This is a genomic window from Brachybacterium sp. J153, from assembly GCF_036311905.1.
In the GTDB taxonomy this organism is placed as follows: domain Bacteria; phylum Actinomycetota; class Actinomycetes; order Actinomycetales; family Dermabacteraceae; genus Brachybacterium.
Window position 1 is genome coordinate 19,642 of record NZ_JAZDCH010000010.1, and the last position, 17,644, is coordinate 37,285.

General features: G+C 73.2%; 12 protein-coding genes. 10 read left to right on the forward strand and 2 right to left on the reverse strand.

What is annotated here, in order from left to right; genetic code table 11:
• The first annotated feature begins 117 nt into the window (after positions 1–117).
• The 3 genes from V1258_RS05640 to V1258_RS05650 all read left to right on the forward strand — a co-directional run bounded on the left by V1258_RS05640 (position 118) and on the right by V1258_RS05650 (position 6,106).
• A complete protein-coding gene (locus V1258_RS05640; protein WP_329748752.1) occupies positions 118–1,824 on the forward strand; it encodes an HNH endonuclease signature motif containing protein in 1,707 nt (568 codons plus the stop codon).
• A gap of 68 nt (positions 1,825–1,892) precedes the next feature.
• The gene (locus tag V1258_RS05645) at positions 1,893–3,056 is read left to right on the forward strand and encodes an exonuclease SbcCD subunit D (RefSeq protein ID WP_329748753.1); all 1,164 of its coding nucleotides are present in this window, start codon (positions 1,893–1,895) and stop codon (positions 3,054–3,056) included.
• Positions 3,053–6,106: an SMC family ATPase gene (locus tag V1258_RS05650; protein WP_329748754.1), complete on the forward strand. Its 3,054-nt coding sequence runs from the start codon at positions 3,053–3,055 to the stop codon at positions 6,104–6,106. The genes V1258_RS05645 and V1258_RS05650 overlap by 4 nt, the downstream gene beginning before the upstream one ends.
• Before the next feature lie 3 nt (positions 6,107–6,109).
• Here the strand turns inward: V1258_RS05650 and V1258_RS05655 are convergent, their stop codons facing one another.
• Complete coding sequence (locus V1258_RS05655; RefSeq protein ID WP_329748755.1) at positions 6,110–6,742, reverse strand: VanZ family protein; 633 nt, start codon at positions 6,740–6,742, stop codon at positions 6,110–6,112.
• A 42-nt stretch (positions 6,743–6,784) separates the two neighbouring features.
• Between V1258_RS05655 and V1258_RS05660 the strand changes: the two genes are divergently transcribed.
• The 5 genes from V1258_RS05660 to V1258_RS05680 all read left to right on the forward strand — a co-directional run bounded on the left by V1258_RS05660 (position 6,785) and on the right by V1258_RS05680 (position 13,141).
• The gene (locus V1258_RS05660; RefSeq protein WP_329748756.1) at positions 6,785–7,762 is read left to right on the forward strand and encodes a beta-ketoacyl-ACP synthase III; all 978 of its coding nucleotides are present in this window, start codon (positions 6,785–6,787) and stop codon (positions 7,760–7,762) included.
• Between the two features lie 180 nt (positions 7,763–7,942).
• Positions 7,943–8,455: a DUF456 domain-containing protein gene (locus tag V1258_RS05665; RefSeq protein ID WP_329748757.1), complete on the forward strand. Its 513-nt coding sequence runs from the start codon at positions 7,943–7,945 to the stop codon at positions 8,453–8,455.
• Positions 8,452–10,437, forward strand: coding sequence for an ABC transporter ATP-binding protein (locus V1258_RS05670; protein ID WP_329748758.1), 1,986 nt, complete (start codon positions 8,452–8,454; stop codon positions 10,435–10,437). The genes V1258_RS05665 and V1258_RS05670 overlap by 4 nt, the downstream gene beginning before the upstream one ends.
• Positions 10,434–12,308, forward strand: a complete 1,875-nt coding sequence (locus V1258_RS05675; protein ID WP_329748759.1) for an ABC transporter ATP-binding protein — start codon at positions 10,434–10,436, stop codon at positions 12,306–12,308. Before V1258_RS05670 ends, V1258_RS05675 begins: the two co-directional genes overlap by 4 nt.
• A gap of 17 nt (positions 12,309–12,325) precedes the next feature.
• Positions 12,326–13,141, forward strand: a complete 816-nt coding sequence (locus V1258_RS05680) for a class I SAM-dependent methyltransferase (RefSeq protein WP_329746336.1) — start codon at positions 12,326–12,328, stop codon at positions 13,139–13,141.
• Positions 13,142–13,151: 10 nt separating this feature from the next.
• Here V1258_RS05680 and V1258_RS05685 read toward each other — a convergent pair whose 3' ends face one another.
• Complete coding sequence (locus tag V1258_RS05685) at positions 13,152–13,775, reverse strand: DUF6318 family protein (RefSeq protein WP_329746337.1); 624 nt, start codon at positions 13,773–13,775, stop codon at positions 13,152–13,154.
• A 120-nt stretch (positions 13,776–13,895) separates the two neighbouring features.
• Between V1258_RS05685 and V1258_RS05690 the strand changes: the two genes are divergently transcribed.
• Together V1258_RS05690 and V1258_RS05695 are read left to right on the forward strand one after the other, a co-directional pair.
• Entirely contained in the window at positions 13,896–15,632 is a 1,737-nt protein-coding gene (locus tag V1258_RS05690; protein WP_329746338.1) for an ABC transporter ATP-binding protein, read from the forward strand.
• The gene (locus V1258_RS05695; protein ID WP_329748760.1) at positions 15,632–17,644 is read left to right on the forward strand and encodes an ABC transporter ATP-binding protein; all 2,013 of its coding nucleotides are present in this window, start codon (positions 15,632–15,634) and stop codon (positions 17,642–17,644) included. The genes V1258_RS05690 and V1258_RS05695 overlap by 1 nt, the downstream gene beginning before the upstream one ends.

Below are 17,644 nucleotides of genomic sequence, written 5' to 3' on the forward strand. Positions count from 1 at the left end.
TGCGAGAGCAGGGATTTCCCAGGTGGGTGATGAGGATTAGGGTGGAGGTGTTCGAGGGGGAGTTCTCGGCGCGGGTCCCGCGCCCTCCCCGACGGGGATGCAGAGGGGGTGGACGTGGTGAGCATCGTGCCGATCGACGGCTCCTCGTCGGGTTCCTCCTCCCGCGCCCCGAAGGCTGACGATGGGGCCGCGGTCGCGCCCTCGGCCGCCGGTCTGGCGCCCGTCGATCCTGACCTGCTCGCCTCTCTCCCGCTGCGCTTGCGCGCCGTCTCCGGTCGCACTCCCGGCACTCGCGAGGCCCTCCCGGCTCGCGGTGGCTGCGCAGATGATCCCCAGCTCAGCGCGGCATCACAGCGCGTCTGGGATGCCGAGCGGGCTGCCGCCCGAGCTCTCGTCAGCCAGTACCGCGCCCTCGCCGCGCTCCACGAGCTCGAGGGAGAGTACGAGGAGTGCGAGGAGGTGAACGAGGTCGACACCCTGCGCGCCGCCCTCGCCCTCCGCGTGACCCGCGGTGCCGCGGGATGGCGTCTCCGGGACGCGCACCAGGCCGTCCATCTGCTCCCGCGAGCGCTCGCTCGGCTCGACTCCGGGGAGATCTCCGCCGCCTGGTTCGAGCGGATCCTGAAAGGATCTCGAAGCCTGTCGGACGATTCCCGTCGACAGCTCGACGAGATCCTCTCCACCTGGTTCGCGGATATCACCTCGGAACGATTCTTCACCCTGCTGAAAGGTCTCATCGAGCTGCTCCGTCAGCGGGAGGATCGCCCCGATCCGGAATCCTGTCTCGAGCGGTCCGTCGAGCTGCTCCCGTCGCCGCAGCCGGGCGTCGGGATCCTGCAGATCACCGGTCCGATCCCCGACATCCTCGCCTGTTTCACGGAGCTCGACGAGACGGCCCGCGCCCTCCAGGCCGCCCAGCGCGCCGCCCTCCGCGAGGGTGCCCCGATCCCGCATGACCCGGAGGGGACGGTCCTCGAGAGCGGTCGCGCCCTGTCGCTCACGCGCCTGCGCTTCGCTCTGCTCACCTCCGCACAGCTGGACCCCGACGGTGTCGACGTGCCTGCCCCGCGCTTCCGCCTCAACATCACGATCCCGGCGCTCACGCTCCTCGGCGCGTCGGACGAGCCGGGCATGCTCGAGGGCACGACCCCGTTGCCGCCGTCGATGGCCCGCAGCCTCGCCGGCTCGGCGGATGTCTGGTACCGCGTGTTGACCGATCCCTGCAGCGGGGCCTTCCTGCCCCTGCCCGCCGAGCGGTACACGCCCACCCCGGCGATGCTCGAGCACCTGCGCTTGCGCAGCGCCCAGTGCGCTGTGCCGGGCTGCACCCGCCCCAGCTCGTGGGCGTCCGAGTGCGACCACCTCGAGGAGTGCCGCCGCGGCACCCCCGGCGCGGGCGGGCCCACCGACCTCGAGAACCTGCACCTCCTGTGCTGGCAGCACCACCTCGACAAGACCACCGGACTCCTCGACCCCGTCCGGATCCCCACCGGCCCCACCGAACCGGGCCGCACCCGCTGGCGGATCGGCGGCGCCGGAGACGCGGTGACCGTGATCGACGACCTGGACGTGGCGAGCCTGCGCATGGTCGAGGGGCTCACCGCCGCCTGGTCCAGCTTCCTCCGCGGCACTTACGCCGGGGAGCCGGCGCCGAATCCCGGGGGAGGGGAGGACGAGACACCCCCCGACTGGGACATCGCCGAGCTGCTCGACCCGCGCCCGTCGGCCGACGCTTCTCCCTGCCCCCCGCTCGAGCCCCCGCCCTACCCGCCGCTCGAGCCCCCGCTCGGGGGATGGGGCGACGCCGGGCCGCCGCCCTTCTGATCGCGCGACCCCGCGCGCCCGCGCGCGCCCGCCCTCGCTCGTCGCACCTCGCCCCTAGGCTCGGAGACATGAAGATCCTGCACACCTCGGACTGGCACCTGGGCCGCACCCTGCACAAGGTCGACCTGCACGAGCACCAGGCCGCCTTCCTCGACTGGCTCGTCGAGCTGGTCGAGGCCGAAGAGGTCGACGTGGTCGTCGTCCCCGGCGACGTCTACGACCGGGCGGTGCCCGCGGTGAGCAGCGTGACCCTCCTGGACCGGGCCCTCGCCCGCCTCGCCGCGACGGGCGCGACCGTGATCCTCACCAGCGGCAACCACGACTCGCCCGAGCGGCTCGGCTTCGGTCGCTCGCTCATGCGCGGCGGCATCCACCTCCTCACCGACCTCCCCGGCCTCGAACACCCCGTGAGTGTCGAGGACGAGCACGGCGAGGTCCTCGTCTTCGGACTGCCCTATCTCGAGCCGGACCGCGCCCGCGCCGAGCTCGCCGGCCCCGGCGGCGAGCCCCTCGCCCGCAGCCACGAGGCCGTCACCCGCGCCGCGCTCGACCGCGTCCGCGAGCGTGCCGCGACCCGCCCCGGCGCCCGCACCGTCGTCCTCGCCCACACCTTCGTCACCGGCGGCGAGGGCTCCGACTCCGAGCGAGACCTCTCCGTGGGCGGCGTCGATTCCGTGCCCGCAGGGGTCCTGGCCGGGCTCGACTACCTCGCGCTCGGCCACCTCCACGGCTGCCAGGACCTCACCGCCCTCGTCGGCGCGCCCGCCTGGTACTCCGGCTCCCCGCTCGCCTTCTCCTTCTCCGAGCGGAGCCACCGCAAGTCCGTGCTGCTCGTCGAGCTCGGCGCCCCCGGCACCACCGCCCAGGTGCGCCGGGTCGAGACCCCCGTCCCGCGCCGACTCACCGAACTGCGCGGCACCCTCGAGGAGATCCTCGCCCACCGCACCGAGCACGCCGGCGACTGGCTCAAGGCCGTCGTCACCGACCCCGCCCGCCCCGCCCACCTGCAGGAGCAGCTGCGCGAGGCCTTCCCGCACCTGCTGCTCACCGAGTACGCCCCCGAGGGCCGCGCCGCCCGCGAGGGCACCCCGGTGGTGCGCCGAGAACAGAACCCCCTCGAAGTGATGGACGAGTTCCTCGCCCATGTCACCGGCGGCGACCCCACCGACGCCGAGCACGCCGTGCTCGAGCGCGCCTACGCCGCCGTCCGCCGCGAGCAGGAGGCCTCGTGAAGCTCCACTACCTGCGCCTGACCGGCATCGGCCCCTTCGCGGGGACCGTCGAGATCGACTTCGCGGCCCTCGGCGCGAGCGGCACCTTCCTCCTCGAGGGCCCCACCGGCTCCGGCAAGTCCACCATCCTCGACGCGATCGTCTACGCGCTCTACGGGCAGGTCGCCGGCAGCGCCACGAGCGCCGACCGGATCCGCTCCCAGTTCGCCGCGCCCACCGCACCGAGCGTCGTCGACCTCGTCTTCGAGACCAGCTCCGGCCTGCACCGCGTGCGCCGCCAGCCCGAGTTCCAGCGTCCCAAGCTGCGCGGCAGCGGCACCACGAAGGAGCAGGCCAAGGCCGTCCTGTGGCGGATCGGCTCCCCGCAGGCGCTGCCCGCGGCGATCGCCGACGCCGCGGGCTCCGGGTCGGGCTCCGAGGTGATCGCGAGCCGCCTCGACGAGGTGGGACGCGAGGTGCAGCGCGCCGTCGGTCTCACCCGCGAGCAGTTCACGCAGACCGTCCTGCTCCCGCAGAACGAGTTCGCGCGCTTCCTCCGCGCCGGCACCGGGGACCGTCAGCAGGTCCTCCAGCGCGTGTTCGGCACCGAGACCTACGCGGCCGTCGAGAAGCAGCTCGAGGGCATGCGCCAGCAGGCCAAGCGCCAGGTCGAGGCCGCCCAGCAGACCCTCTCCACCGCCGTCGCCCGCTTCACCGAGGCAGCGGCCCTCGAGGACGAGGAGAGCACCGCCCTCGTCGAGCACGCCGCGGCGCTGCGGCTCGACCCCCTCGCCGAGTCGGCCGACGCGCAGCTCGCGTCCGTCGACGCCCGCGCGGAGTCCGCCCGCACCGCGGCCGATGCCGCCACCACCGCCGAGCAGACCGCGCGCATCGCGGCCGACGAGGCCGGCACCGTCCGCACCCGCCTCGAACGCCGCTACCGGCTCGACCAGCTCGCCGCCCGCCTCGAGCAGGAATCCCCCCAGGTCGAACGGGCCCGCACCGCGCTCGCGGCCGACGAGACCGCCCGCCCCGTGGTCGACCTGCTGCGCCGCCGCGACACCGCCTCCGCGGCCGCCTCCCGCGCGATCGAATCCCTCGCCGAGCTGGTCACGCGCACCCGCCCGGACCACCCCGACCTCGTCGACCTCCCCGCCGAGCAGCTCGCCGACGCCGCCTCGGAGGCGACCGCGTCCGCCGGTGCCCTGAAGGATCTCATCGACCTCGAGACCGCCCTGCCCGCGCGGGAGGAGCGGCTGGTCGCGCGGCGCGAGGACCTCGCCGGCCGGGGGGAGAAACTCGCCGCGCTCACCGCCGCGCTGGAGGAGCGCCCCGCGGCCCGCGCCGTGCTCGTCGAGCAGCGGGACACCGCGCGCGCCGCCGGGGCCACGCTGCCCGAGGCGACGCAGGCGCTCACCGTCGCCCTCGCCGTGCAGGAGGCGACCACCGCCCGCACCGCCCAGGAGCAGGCGGTCGCCGCCGCTGAGCGCTCCGCCGCGGCCTCTCTCCGGGCCGCTCGGGACACGGCCTGGACGGAGACCGATCTGCGCCGCCGCCGCTTCGCCGGGATCGCCGCCGAGCTCGCCGTCGACCTCGAGGACGGAGCCCCCTGCCCCGTCTGCGGCGCTGCCGAGCACCCCCGCCCTGCCGACCCCGCCGAGGACGCCGTCAGTCCCGAGCAGGTCGACGCCGCCGAGGCCGCCCGGCAGCGTGCCGAGCAGGAGCAGGCCCGCGACGCCCGCGACCTCGCCGTCGCCCGCGAGAAGCTCGACCGACTCCGGGAGCAGGCCGGCGAGAACACCGTCGAGACCGCCACGGCGGTCGTCGCGGCGGCGCGCACCGCCCTCGACGGGGCGACAGCCGCGAGCCGCCGCGCCGAGCAGATCGAGGCCCGGCTCACCGCCTTCGACGCCGAGACCGAGACGTCCGCCGCTGCCCGGCAGCGGGAGGCCCTCGAGGTCGAGCGGGAGGACGCCGCGATCCGCGAGGTCGCCCAAGTGCTCGCGGCCGACCGCGACCGTCTCGCGGCCGCGCGGGGGGACGACGACTCGATCTCCGCCCGCCGCCGCGCCCACACCGCCCGTGCCCGCGCCGCGACCGCCCTGCTCGACGCGCTGCGCACCCGCACCACCGCCGAGGAGCAGGCCGCCGAACTCGCCGCCGAGACCGACAGCGCCCTCGCCACCAGCGGTCTCGTCACCGCCGAGGCCGCCGGCGCCGCCGTGCTCCCCGCCGCGGAGCGCACCGCCCGGCAGAAGCAGCTCGAGACGCGCGCGGTCGAGGAGTCCCGACTCGCCGACGGCCTCGCCGAGGACGGCATCGCGGAGACCACCTCCACCGAGGAGTCCCGCGCGCAGGCCGAGGCCGCGCTCCTCGCCGCGGGGGAGCGGCTCACCGCCGCCCGCGCCGCCTCCCGCGAGGCCGCCGGGGAGGCCGCCCGGCTCCGCGGCATCGCCCAGCGCACCGCCGAGGCCCGCGGCGCGCTCACCGCCGCCTCCGCCCAGGTCCGCACCGTCAGCGAGGACGCCGGTGTGGTGGTGCGCGTGGCCGACCTCGCGACCGGCCGCTCCGCCGACGGCGACCGGGTGCAGCTCTCCACCTACGTGCTGATGTGGCGGCTCGACGCCGTGATCGACGCCGCGAACGCCCGCCTCGCCCTCTTCTCCGGCTCCGAGCTGGAGCTGCAGCGCGACACCGGTGCCCGCGGCGCGAAGAAGACCGGCCTCGACCTGCTGGTCCTCGACCGCCGCACCGATCAGGTGCGCGTCCCCGAGACCCTCTCCGGCGGCGAGACCTTCTTCGTCTCCCTCGCCCTCGCGCTCGGGCTCGCCGACATCGTCATGGGCGAGGCCGGCGGCGTGCAGATGGAGACCCTCTTCATCGACGAGGGCTTCGGATCCCTCGACCCCGAGACCCTCGAGACCGTCGTCCGCGAGATCGGGCGCCTCGCCGAGGCGGGCCGCACCGTCGGCATCGTCAGCCACGTCGGCGACATGAAAGCGCAGATCGCCGAGCAGATCCACGTGCGCCGCGGCGCCGACGACCGCTCGACGGTGACGATCACCGCCTGAGGGTCACAGCACGGAATCGGTCGGCCGGGTGTCTTCGTCCGCGTGCACGAACAGCGGCACCCGCAACCGCCGCGCGAGCGGGGCGAGGAGGACACCCACGAAAGCGCCGAGCCAGTTCGCGAGCAGGTCCTCGATGTCCGCGATCCGCACCCCGCACGGGTAGATCCCGAACGCCCCCGTGAACTGGGTGACCTCGATCAGCGCCGAGAGCATCAGCCCGATCGCCACCGACGCCGTCGCATCCAGCCGGAACACGCCGCGCAGGATCATCCCCAGCGGCACGAACAGGGCCGTGTTCAACGCGACCTGCACCACCGGGAAGCTCGTCGCGACCGCCCACCAGCTCCCGCCCGCGCGACGCAGCGCCAGCACCTCGCGCAGCGTGTGGAAGGGATCCGCCCGCAGCGCGCCGCCGGTGCGGGAGCGGCAGGTCAGCGCCACGTCATACGCCGGGGCGATCGTGAGCCCCGCGAGCGTCATGGTGTACACGCAGATCACGGCGATCGCCAGGAGCCGGTCCGGCCGGATCCGCCCGAAACGGCGCCGCTGCAGCCAGCAAGCCGGCAGCAGGGCCACGGCGAAGACTCCGAGCCCGCCCACTACGCCCACCAGGGCCAGGTTCAGCAGCTCGCTCACGGGCCGCACGGTACACAGCCCACCCGGAATACCCTCGGGAGCATGAACGCCACCCCCGCCGCCACCCCCGCCGCCCCCGCTGCTGGATCCCGCATCATCGGCACCGGCCACCACCGTCCCGACCGCATCATGACCAACGCCGACCTCGAGCAGTTGGTCGAGACCAGCGACGAGTGGATCCGCCAGCGCACCGGCATCCAGGAGCGCCGGATCGCGGCCGACGGGGTCGACGTCGGCGATCTCGCCACGCTCGCCGGGCGGGCCGCGCTCGTCGACGCCGGCGTCGATCCGGCCGAGGTCACCCAGGTCATCGTCGCCACCTGCTCCAACTACGAGCGCTCCCCGAGCGCCGCCGGCCGCGTCGCCCAGCAGCTCGGCCTGGCCGCCCCCGCGGCCTTCGACGTCGGCGCCGCCTGCTCCGGCTTCGAGCACGCCCTCGCCGTCGCCGACATGTCGATCCGCACCGGGGCGAGCACCACCAGCCTCGTGATCGGCGCCGAGAAGCTCTCCGCCGTCACCGACTACACCGACCGCACCACGTGCATCCTCACGGCCGACGGGGCGGGCGCCATGGTGCTGCGCGCCGCCGACGAGCCGGGCATCTCCCCGGTCGTGTGGGGCACCGTCCCCGAGCTCGCCGACGCCGTCACCATCAACGGCGAGGGCCCCGCGTTCGCGCAGCAGGGCCGCCAGGTGCTCGGCTGGGCGCTGCGCGAGGCACCGAAGATCTCGCAGCGGATCGTCGAGGCCTCCGGGCTCACCATGGCGGACATCGACGTCTTCGTCCCCCACCAGGCGAACCTGCGCATGATCGAGCCGCTCGCCGCCGCGCTCGGGCTCCGCGAGGACGCGATCGTCGCCGACGACATCATCACCTCCGGCAACACCTCCGCCGCCACGATCCCGCTGGCCATCTCGCGGATGCGCGAGGCCGGGCGGATCCCCTCCGGCGCGACCGCCCTGCTGGTCGGCTTCGGCGGCGGCTTCTCCTGGGCCGGCCAGGTGGTGCGCCTGCCCTGAGCGAGGGCGGCTGTCGGCGCGCCCCGGGGAGCGTCTCCCGATAGGATGGAGGAGGCCCCGGTGGCGGGGTCGCCACCCCTGAACCACTGCTGCCGACGACACCGCCCGGCCGTCCCCGTGAACGATCACGCGGACGGCCGGTCCGCACGCGGCCACCCCCAGCTCCCCGGAGGACATCCCATGGTCGACTCCTTGACCGTCCAGATCATCGTGACCGTCCTCGTGGGCCTCGCCTACGTGGTGGGCCTCGCGGGGATCATCGTGCCCGTCCTGCCGGGCACCATCACCCTCGTCATCGCGACGCTGATCTGGGCGATCGTCGTCGGCGGGGCGCCCGGCTGGGTCGCCTTCGGGATCGTCCTCGTGCTCGGCGCGGCCGGGATGGTCACCAGCTACGTCCTCACCGGGAAGAAGCTCCACGCGGCCGAGGTGCCGATGTGGCCGATCTACGTCGGCATCGCGGCGGGCGTGGTCGGCATCTTCGTGATCCCCGTCGTCGGCCTGCCCGTCGGCTTCCTGGTGGGCCTGTACGTGGCCGAGTCGCTGCGCCTGAAGGACTGGTCGCGGGGACTCAGCTCCGCCTGGGTCGCGATCAAGGCCCTCGGCACCGGGATCCTCATCGAGTTCGGCCTCGCCATGCTCTCCACCATCGTCTTCGCGCTCGCCGTCGTCTGGCACTTCGTCACCGCATGAGCCTCACCGATCACTCCCCGACCCGCCGCCCGTCCGTCCTCCTCCCCGGCCTCGCACGCCTGCTCAAGGGCTCCTGGGAGCAGAAGGGCTGGTTCTCCCTCGCCGTCCTCGGCGCGATCGCGTTCGCGCTGCTGCAGATCGCGACGAGCTCGATCATCGGCCGCGTCACCGAGGACGTGGTGGTGCCGAGCTTCGCGACGGGCGAGCCGCAGCTCGGCCTCGTCGTCGCCGGCGGCCTCGCGATCCTCGGCATCGCCGTGGCCCGCGCCGTCACCGTCATGGCCCGCCGCATCTTCGCCGCCGCCACCCAGTTCGACCTCTTCCGCCTCTACCGCGAGCGGCTCACCGCCGTCTACGCGCGCGTGCCGCTGCTGTGGCACCGCCGCCAGTCCACCGGCACCCTGCTCAGCTCCGTCTACTCGGACGTCGAGGCGACCTTCTTCGCCATGGCGCCCTTCCCCTTCGCGCTGTCCACCGTCGTGCTGCTCTTCTACGCGACGATCGTGGTCGCCGCCATCGACCCCGTGATCCTGCTGGTCATGGTCGCGCTGATCCTCGCGCTGATCGTGCTGAACGTGGCGCTGCAGCACTATGCGACCCCGCTCGCCATGTGCTCGCAGCAGCTGCGCGCCGAGGTCGCCGAGATCGCCCACGAGTCCTTCGACGGCGCGAACGTGGTGAAGTCTCTCGGCCGCGAGGACGTGGAGGAGGAGCGCTTCACCCGCTCCGCCCACCGGCTGCGGGACACCGGCATCCGCTTCGGCTACGTGCGCGGCTGGTTCGACCCCGCGATCGACGCCCTCCCGAACCTCGGCATCCTCGCGATCGCCGTCCTCGGCGCGTGGCGGATCGGCGACGGGCACCTCACCACCGGCCAGCTCGTCGAGGTGTCCTACCTGTTCACGCTGATGTCCCTGCCCATCCGCTCCTTCGGTTGGGTGCTCGGCGACCTCTCCCGCACCGTCGTCGGCGGCGGCCGTGTGCAGCAGATCCTCGATGTCGCCGAGCGCCGCGAATACGGCCCCGACGCCCTGCCCGCGGGCCCCGGCCGCTTCACCCTCGAGGACGTCTCCTTCGCCTACCACGACGACCCCGCCCAGGTGATCCTCGGCCGCGGCGGCGCGGAGCGGCCCGCCGCCGCGCGCACCTCCGAGGCCCTCTACGGCGTGACCCTCACCGCGGACCCCGTCGCCGGCACCCGCGTGCTCGCCGTCGTCGGCGCCACCGGCTCCGGGAAGTCGACCCTCGCCCTGCTCGCCGCGGGCCTGGTCCCTCCCACCTCCGGCGAGATCCGCCTCGACGGCGCCGAGCTGCGCTCCCTCACCGCCGAGGCGCTCACGGCCGACGTCGCCCTCGTGCTCCAGCAGGCCTTCGTCTTCGACGACACGGTGCGCGGGAACGTCACCCTCGGTGAGGACATCGACGAGGAGACCGTGCGCTGGGCGCTGCGCGTCGCCCAGGCCGAAGACTTCGTCGACGCCCTGCCCGAGGGTCTCGACACCGAGCTGGGGGAGCGGGGCGGGTCCCTTTCCGGCGGCCAGCGCCAGCGCATCGCCCTCGCCCGCGCCCTCGCCCGTCGGCCCCGACTGCTGATCCTCGACGACGCCACCAGCGCCTGCGACCCGAGCGTCGAGCTCGCGATCCTCGACGGGATCCGCCGCGAGATGACCGAGTCCACGCTGCTGCTGATCGCCTACCGCAAGTCGACCATCTCCCTCGCCGACCAGGTCGTCTTCCTCGACCACGGCCGGGTCGCCGCGACCGGCACGCACGAGGAGCTGCGCGCGGGGAGCGCCGGCTACCGCGCCCTCGTCGACGCCTACGACGAGGCCGCCATCTCCCACAGCCTGCTCGAGGCCTCCGGCCCGCCGCCGTCGGACGGCCCCGACCCCGCGCTCGCCGTGCCCGCCGCACGGCGCCGCACCCAGGAGCACGCCGAGGAACGGCACCGCTGCGACGACCACGAGGAGGACGACCGATGAGCACCGCCCCCGCCTCCTCCCGCCTCGGCGGGGAGACCCAGGCCGACGAGGGCGCGCTGACCACGATCCGCCGCGGCCTCGCCCTCACCCCCGAGCTGCTGCGCGGGCTGTGGATCACCCTGCTGCTCGCCGTCATCGCGACCGCCGGCAAGGTGGTCGTGCCGATCGCGGTGCAGTCCATCCTCGACCGCGGCATCATCGCGCCGGAGCGGCCCGACCTGCCCTTCGTCGCCTCCGCCGCGGGCCTCGCCGCCCTCGTCCTGCTGGTCACCGCGAGCTGCAACGTGCTCATGAACCGGCGCCTGTTCCGCCTCGCCGAGACCTCGCTCGCGACCCTGCGCACCCGCGCCTTCCGCCACATCCACGACCTCTCCCTGCTCACCCAGGGCACCGAGCAGCGCGGGGCCCTGGTCTCGCGCGTGACCAGCGACGTCGACACCGTCAGCCAGTTCATGAGCTTCGGCGGAATCATGCTCGTGGTGATGAGCTTCCAGCTGCTGCTGGCCACCGGAGTGATGGTCGCGTACTCGTGGCCGCTCGCGCTCGCCGTGTGGATCTGCTACCTGCCGATTCTGCTGATCATGGGCGCCCTGCAGAAGCGGATCCGGGCCCGCTTCCAGGAGGTCCGCACGCGGGTCGGCGGCATGCTCGGCGCCGTCTCCGAGTCCCTCGTGGGCGCCGCGACCCTGCGCGCCTACGGCACCGAGGAACGCACCCGCCGCGCCCAGCAGGAGCGGATCGGCAGGGTGCGCGACGCCCAGTTCTCGGTGCTGCGGCCGCAGTCCGCCTCGTTCTTCCTCTCGGAGACGGCCGACGGGCTCGCGACCGCCGTCGTGGTCGTGGTCGGCATCCTCCTCGGCACCGGGGCGCTCGGCCTCGACCTGCCCGGCGCCGACCTCACCGCGGGCGGCGTCATCGCCTTCGTGTTCCTCGTGTCGCTGTTCAGCCAGCCCGTCCGCATGGGCATCGAGATGCTCTCCGAAGCGCAGAACGCGGTGGCCGGCTGGCGGCGCGTGCTCGGCGTGCTCGACACCCCGGCCGACGTCGCCGACCCCGCAGGCTCCATGGACCCGCACACCGGGCGACGCTCCGATCCCGTCCCCGGCGCGACGCCGCTGCCCGACGGGCCGCTCGACATCACCGTGCGCGCGCTCCGCTACCGCTACCCGACCGGTCCCGAGGTGATCCACGGCGTCGACGTCGACATCCCCGCCCGTTCCCGCATCGCGATCGTGGGCGAGACCGGCTCCGGCAAGACCACCTTCGCCAAGCTCCTCACCCGCATGATGGACCCCGCCTCCGGGACGATCGAGGTGGGCGGCGTGCCGCTGCACCTGGTGCCCTACGCCTCGCTGCGCACGCGCGTGATCATGGTGCCGCAGGAGGGCTTCCTCTTCGACACCACCGTCGGCGGGAACCTGCGCTACGGCCGACCCGACGCCACCGAAGCGGACATGCGCCAGGCCCTCGCCGAGCTGGGGCTCGACACCTGGGCGGCCGAGCTGCCCGACGGCCTCGACACCCCCGTCGGCCAGCGCGGCGAGTCACTCAGCGCGGGGGAGCGGCAGCTCGTGGCGCTCGCCCGCGCCTATCTCGCCGACCCCGACGTGATCGTCCTCGACGAGGCGACAAGCGCCGTCGACCCCGCGGCGGACGTCCGCCTCGCCCAGGCCATCGACGGCCTCGCCCGCGGCCGCACCACCATCACTATCGCGCACCGCCTCTCCACCGCCGAGCGGGCCGACCGGATCATGGTCCTGGACGGCGGGCACCTCGTCGAGCACGGCACCCACGCCGAGCTCGTCGCCCTCCCCGGCGGGATCTACGCGGGACTCCACCGCTCCTGGGTCGCGCACCGGGAAGCGCGGTGAGCCCGGGGCCGGAGGCAGTGCCCCCGATCTCCTCCCGCGACGCCCCGCGCTTCGGCAGCGCCGAGCGCAAGAGCGTGCTGGCCGGGGCGTTCGCCGAGCAGGGCGAGGACTACGACCGGCTCCGGCCCGGCTACCCCGCGCCGGCGCTCGACGAGATGCTCGCCGCCCTCCCCGCTCCGGTCGACCGGGCCGACGGGGCCGAGAGAACGCGGCGCGCGATCGACCTCGGGGCGGGGACCGGGAAGCTGTCCTGGGCGCTCGCCGAGCGGGGGCTCGAGGTCACCGCTGTCGACACGAGCGCGGCGATGCTCGAGACCGCCCGCCGACGCGGCCCCGAGGGACGGCTGCGGACGCACCTCGCCCCGGCCGAGGCGACCGGGCTGCCCGCGGCATCGGCCGAGCTGGTCACCGTCGCCCAGGCCTGGCACTGGTTCGACGCCCCGGCGGCGTCGGCCGAGACCGTGCGGCTGCTCGCGCCCGGTGGCGTGCTCGTCCTGGTCTGGAACATGCTCGACGTGACGATCCCCTGGGTGCACCGCCTCAGCCGCATCATGCACGCGGGCGACATCCACCGGGAGGATTTCGAGCCCGAGGTCGGCGCGGGACTGCGCCGGATCCACCGCGCCGCCCACGTGTGGGAGGACCCGATGCCCACCCAGGACGTCATCGACCTCGCCCGCACCCGCAGCTACGTCATCACCGCCCCCGAGGAGCGGCGCGCCAAGGTGCTCGCGAACCTCGACTGGTACCTCCACGACCACCTCGGCCACCCGCGCGGAGCCACCGTCGGCGTGCCCTACCGGACCGACCTGTTCCTGTACCGGGTGGAGTGAGCGGGGCGCGTCACTCCGCCGCGTCGGGGGCGATGGACATGTCGGTGATGCGCCAGCGCTCGCCGTCCCAGGCGACCTGCGCGATGAGCTGCCCGGAGACCGCCTCGAGCTCGTTGGCCTGCAGCGTGGGGTCGTCCACCAGGATCGACGCCTCCTGCGAGAAGTCCGCCGTGACCTCGCCCGTCGCGGGCGGTTCCCCGGTGCCGGTGAAGGTCGTCCCGTGCACCGTGAACTCGCCGTCCACGAGGTAGCCGCCCTGCGCGGCGAGAGTCTCCGCATTGGCGAGGAAGGTCGTGCAGACGGAGCAGTTCGGATCCACCGAGTTCTCCCACACGGAGATGTCGCCGCTGCTCATCATGTACGCATAGGACTCGAGCACGTAGGTGAGCGTGGCCTCGGCCCCCGCCGCGCTCTGCTCCGTCATCCCGGCCGGCTCCTCCGGACGGGGCAGCTCGGGGCGGATCGGCTGCTCGGCGGGATCCACCGTCGGCCGCTCCTCGGCGATCACCGACGGCGTGTCCTCGGCGGCCTCGTCCCCGCCGCCGAGCACCCCGCCGAGCCCCATCACCCCGACGGGGATGAGGAGCACGAGAGCGAGCACGACGAGCAGGATGCGCTGAGCGGGACGGTTCACGGCGACCACGGTAGAGCACCGCCCCGGACACCTGCCGAAAACCTGAGGACCTTCCCACGATGGAGGACTACCCTGCTCCGGTGTGCGCGGCCGGTCGGCCGGCGCCCCGGAAGGAGCATCGTGACCCTGCTGCGTCTGGCGCTGCGCGCCGTGAGGCCCTACTGGCTCTGGATCGCCCTCGTGGTGCTCTTCCAGATCGGCGGCGTCGTGGCAGCGCTCTATCTGCCCACGCTCAACGCCGACATCATCGACGACGGCGTCGCCCAAGCGGATGTCGACGTCATCTGGGAGCTCGGCCGGCTGATGCTGCTGATCTCGCTGGGGAACATCATCGCGCTGATCGCCGCGAACTACTTCGCCGCCCGCTCGGCGATGCGCGTCGGGCAGGACCTGCGCTCGCAGGTCTTCGACCGGGTCTCCTCGTTCTCCCCGCGGGAGATGGCGGAGTTCGGCACGCCCTCCCTCGTCACCCGGTCCACGAACGACGTCCAGCAGGTCCAGATGCTGGTGTTCTTCACCCTCAACATGCTGGTCCAGGCCCCGGTGACCGGCATCGGCGGCGTGGTCCTGGCACTGCGGGTCGAGCCGGGGATGGCGTGGCTGATCGCCGTGATGGTGCCGGTCATGCTGATCGCCGTCGGCACCCTCATCCTGCGGGCCGCCCCGCTGTTCAAGCAGATGCAGGGTCGGATCGACGACATCAACGGCGTGCTGCGCGAGCAGATCACCGGCATCCGCGTGCTTCGCGCCTTCGTGCGCGAGGACCGCGAGCGGGAGCGCTACGGCGAGGTCAACCACGAGCTGACCGAGCTGAACCGCCGCATCGGCCTGCTGATGATCCTCATCAACCCGATCATCATGTTCCTGCTGAACATCTCCAGCGTGCTGGTGCTGCTGGTCGCCGCGCCGCGCATCGACGCCGGCCAGATGGAGGTCGGCTCGATCACCGCCTTCATCGCCTACCTGATGCAGATCCTCATCGCGGTGATGATGGCGACCTTCATGACGATGATGATCCCGCGCGCGATGGTCTCCGCCGAGCGCATCAGCGCCGTGCTCGGCACCGAGACCTCCGTCGTCCAGCGCACCGACGGGGTGCGCGAGATCGAGGGACCGATCGAGCTCAGCTTCGACAGCGTCTCCTTCACCTACCCCGGCGCCGAGCGGCCCGTCCTCGAGGACATCTCCTTCACCGCCCGCGCGGGGCAGACCGTCGCGATCATCGGCGGCACCGGCGCCGGCAAGACCACCCTGCTGAACCTCGTCCCGCGGCTCATGGACGCGACCGAGGGGCGGGTGCTGCTGAACGGCCACGACGTGCGCGATCTCGACGCCCGCGTGCTCTGGGACCGCGTGGGCCTCGTCCCGCAGCGGCCCTACCTGTTCTCCGGCACCGTCGCGAGCAACCTCCGCTTCGGCCGCCCGGACGCCGACGAGCAGGAGCTGTGGCACGCCCTCACCGTCGCCCAGGGCCGCGACTTCGTGGCCGCCATGCCGCAGCAATTGGACTCCCCGATCGCGCAGGGCGGCACCAACGTCTCCGGCGGCCAGCGCCAGCGGCTGTGCATCGCCCGGGCCCTCGCGGCGAAGCCCTCGCTGTTTCTCTTCGACGACTCCTTCAGCGCGCTCGACCTCACCACCGATGCGCGGCTGCGCGCGGCGCTGGCCCCCGAGACGGAGGACGCGCTCGTGCTGATCGTCGCCCAGCGCGTCACCACCATCGTCGGCGCCGACCTGATCCTGGTGCTCGACAACGGCCGGGTCGTCGCCCAGGGCACCCACCCCGAGCTCCTCGAGAGCTCCGAGACATACCGCGAGATCGTGCGCTCCCAGGGCGTCGAGGAGGAGGTCGCGTGATGAGCACCGACGAGACGACCCCCGTCGAGACCAGCCCTGCCGACGAGATCGCCGCGGAGAAGGACGCCCAGCGCGGGCTGCGCCCCGGCCAGTCCGCGAAGAACTTCTGGCCCTCCGCGAAGCGGCTGCTCGGCGAGATGGGGCCCGAGCGGCCCTACCTCCTCGCCGCGATCGGCCTCGGCGTCATCTCCGTGGTGCTGTCCGTGGTGGGACCGAAGATTCTCGGCCGCGCCACCGACCTCATCTTCACCGGCCTGATCTCCCGCACCCTCCCCGCGGGCGCCGACCCCGAGCAGGTCATCGCCCAGCTGCGCGCCGAGGGCCAGGAGCAGTACGCGGACATGCTCTCCGGCATGACCCTCACCCCCGGGCAGGGCATCGACTTCTCGGCGCTGCACCAGGTGCTGCTGCTCGCGGTGCTGCTGTACATCGTCTCGGCCCTGTTCATGTGGCTGCAGGGCCTCGCGCTGAACCGGATCCTGGTGCGGATGGTCTCCCGCCTGCGCCGCGAGGTCGAGGAGAAGCTGCACCGACTGCCGCTGGCCTACTTCGACCGGATGAAGCGCGGCGAGATCCTCTCCCGCGTCACCAACGACATCGACAACATCCAGAACACCCTCATGAACACCGTGACGGGCCTCGTGAACTCGATCCTCACGGTGCTCGGCGTGCTGATCATGATGGTCACCATCTCGTGGCAGCTCTCGCTCATCGCGCTCGCCGTGATCCCGGTGGCGCTGCTGGTCACCGGGCTCGTCGGCTCCCGCAGCCAGAAGCTGTTCGCGCAGCAGTGGGACGCGACAGGCGTGGTCAACGCCGAGGTGGAGGAGGCGTACACCGGCCACTCGCTGGTGACCGTCTTCGGCCGCCGCGAGCAGGTCGGCGCCCGCTTCGAGGAGCGCAACGACCGGCTGTTCCGCGCCACGTTCGGCGCGCAGTTCGTGTCCTCGCTGATCATGCCGCTGATGATGTTCGTGGGGAACGTCAGCTACGTCGTCATCGCGATCGTCGGCGGGCTGCGGATCGTCTCCGGGCAGATGACCCTCGGCGACGTGCAGGCCTTCATCCAGTACTCGCGCCAGTTCACGCAGCCGCTCTCGCAGGTCGCGTCGATGGCGACCATGCTGCAGTCCGGCGTGGCGAGCGCCGAGCGGGTCTTCGAGCTGCTCGACGCCGACGAGCAGGAGGCGGAGACCGAGGTGCCGGGCGCCGCCGCGACGATCGGCGAGGGCCGGGTCGAGTTCGAGCACGTCCGCTTCTCCTACAGCCCCGAGCGGGAGCTGATCCGCGACCTCTCGCTCGTCGCGGACCCGGGGCACACGGTCGCGATCGTCGGGCCGACGGGGGCGGGCAAGACCACCCTGGTGAACCTCGTGATGCGCTTCTACGAGGTCGACGGCGGCCGGATCACGATCGACGGGACCGACATCCGCGACCTCACGCGCGCCCAGCTGCGCGAGCGCACCGGCATGGTCCTCCAGGACACGTGGCTGTTCAAGGGCTCCCTGCGGGAGAACATCCGCTACGGCCGGCTGGACGCGACCGACGCGGAAGTGCTCGAGGCGGCCCGCGCGACCCACGTCGACGACTTCGCGCGGCAGCTCCCCGAGGGCTACGACACGATCGTCGACGACGACGAGTCCACGCTCTCCGCGGGCGAGAAGCAGCTGGTCACGATCGCCCGCGCGTTCTTGGCCCGGCCCAGTCTGCTGATCCTCGACGAGGCCACCAGCTCGGTCGACACCCGCACCGAGGTGCTCGTGCAGCAGGCCATGAACCGGCTGCGCGAGGGCCGCACCAGCTTCGTCATCGCCCACCGCCTCTCCACCATCCGCGACGCGGACCTGATCCTGGTGATGGAGTCCGGGGACATCGTGGAGCAGGGCACCCACGAGCAGCTGCTCGAGGCCGACGGCGCCTATGCGCGGCTGTACCGCTCGCAGTTCGAGGGCGCGAGCGTGGACCTGGACGCGGAGGAGGAGCTCGCGGGAGGGGCACAGGCGGCGGACTGA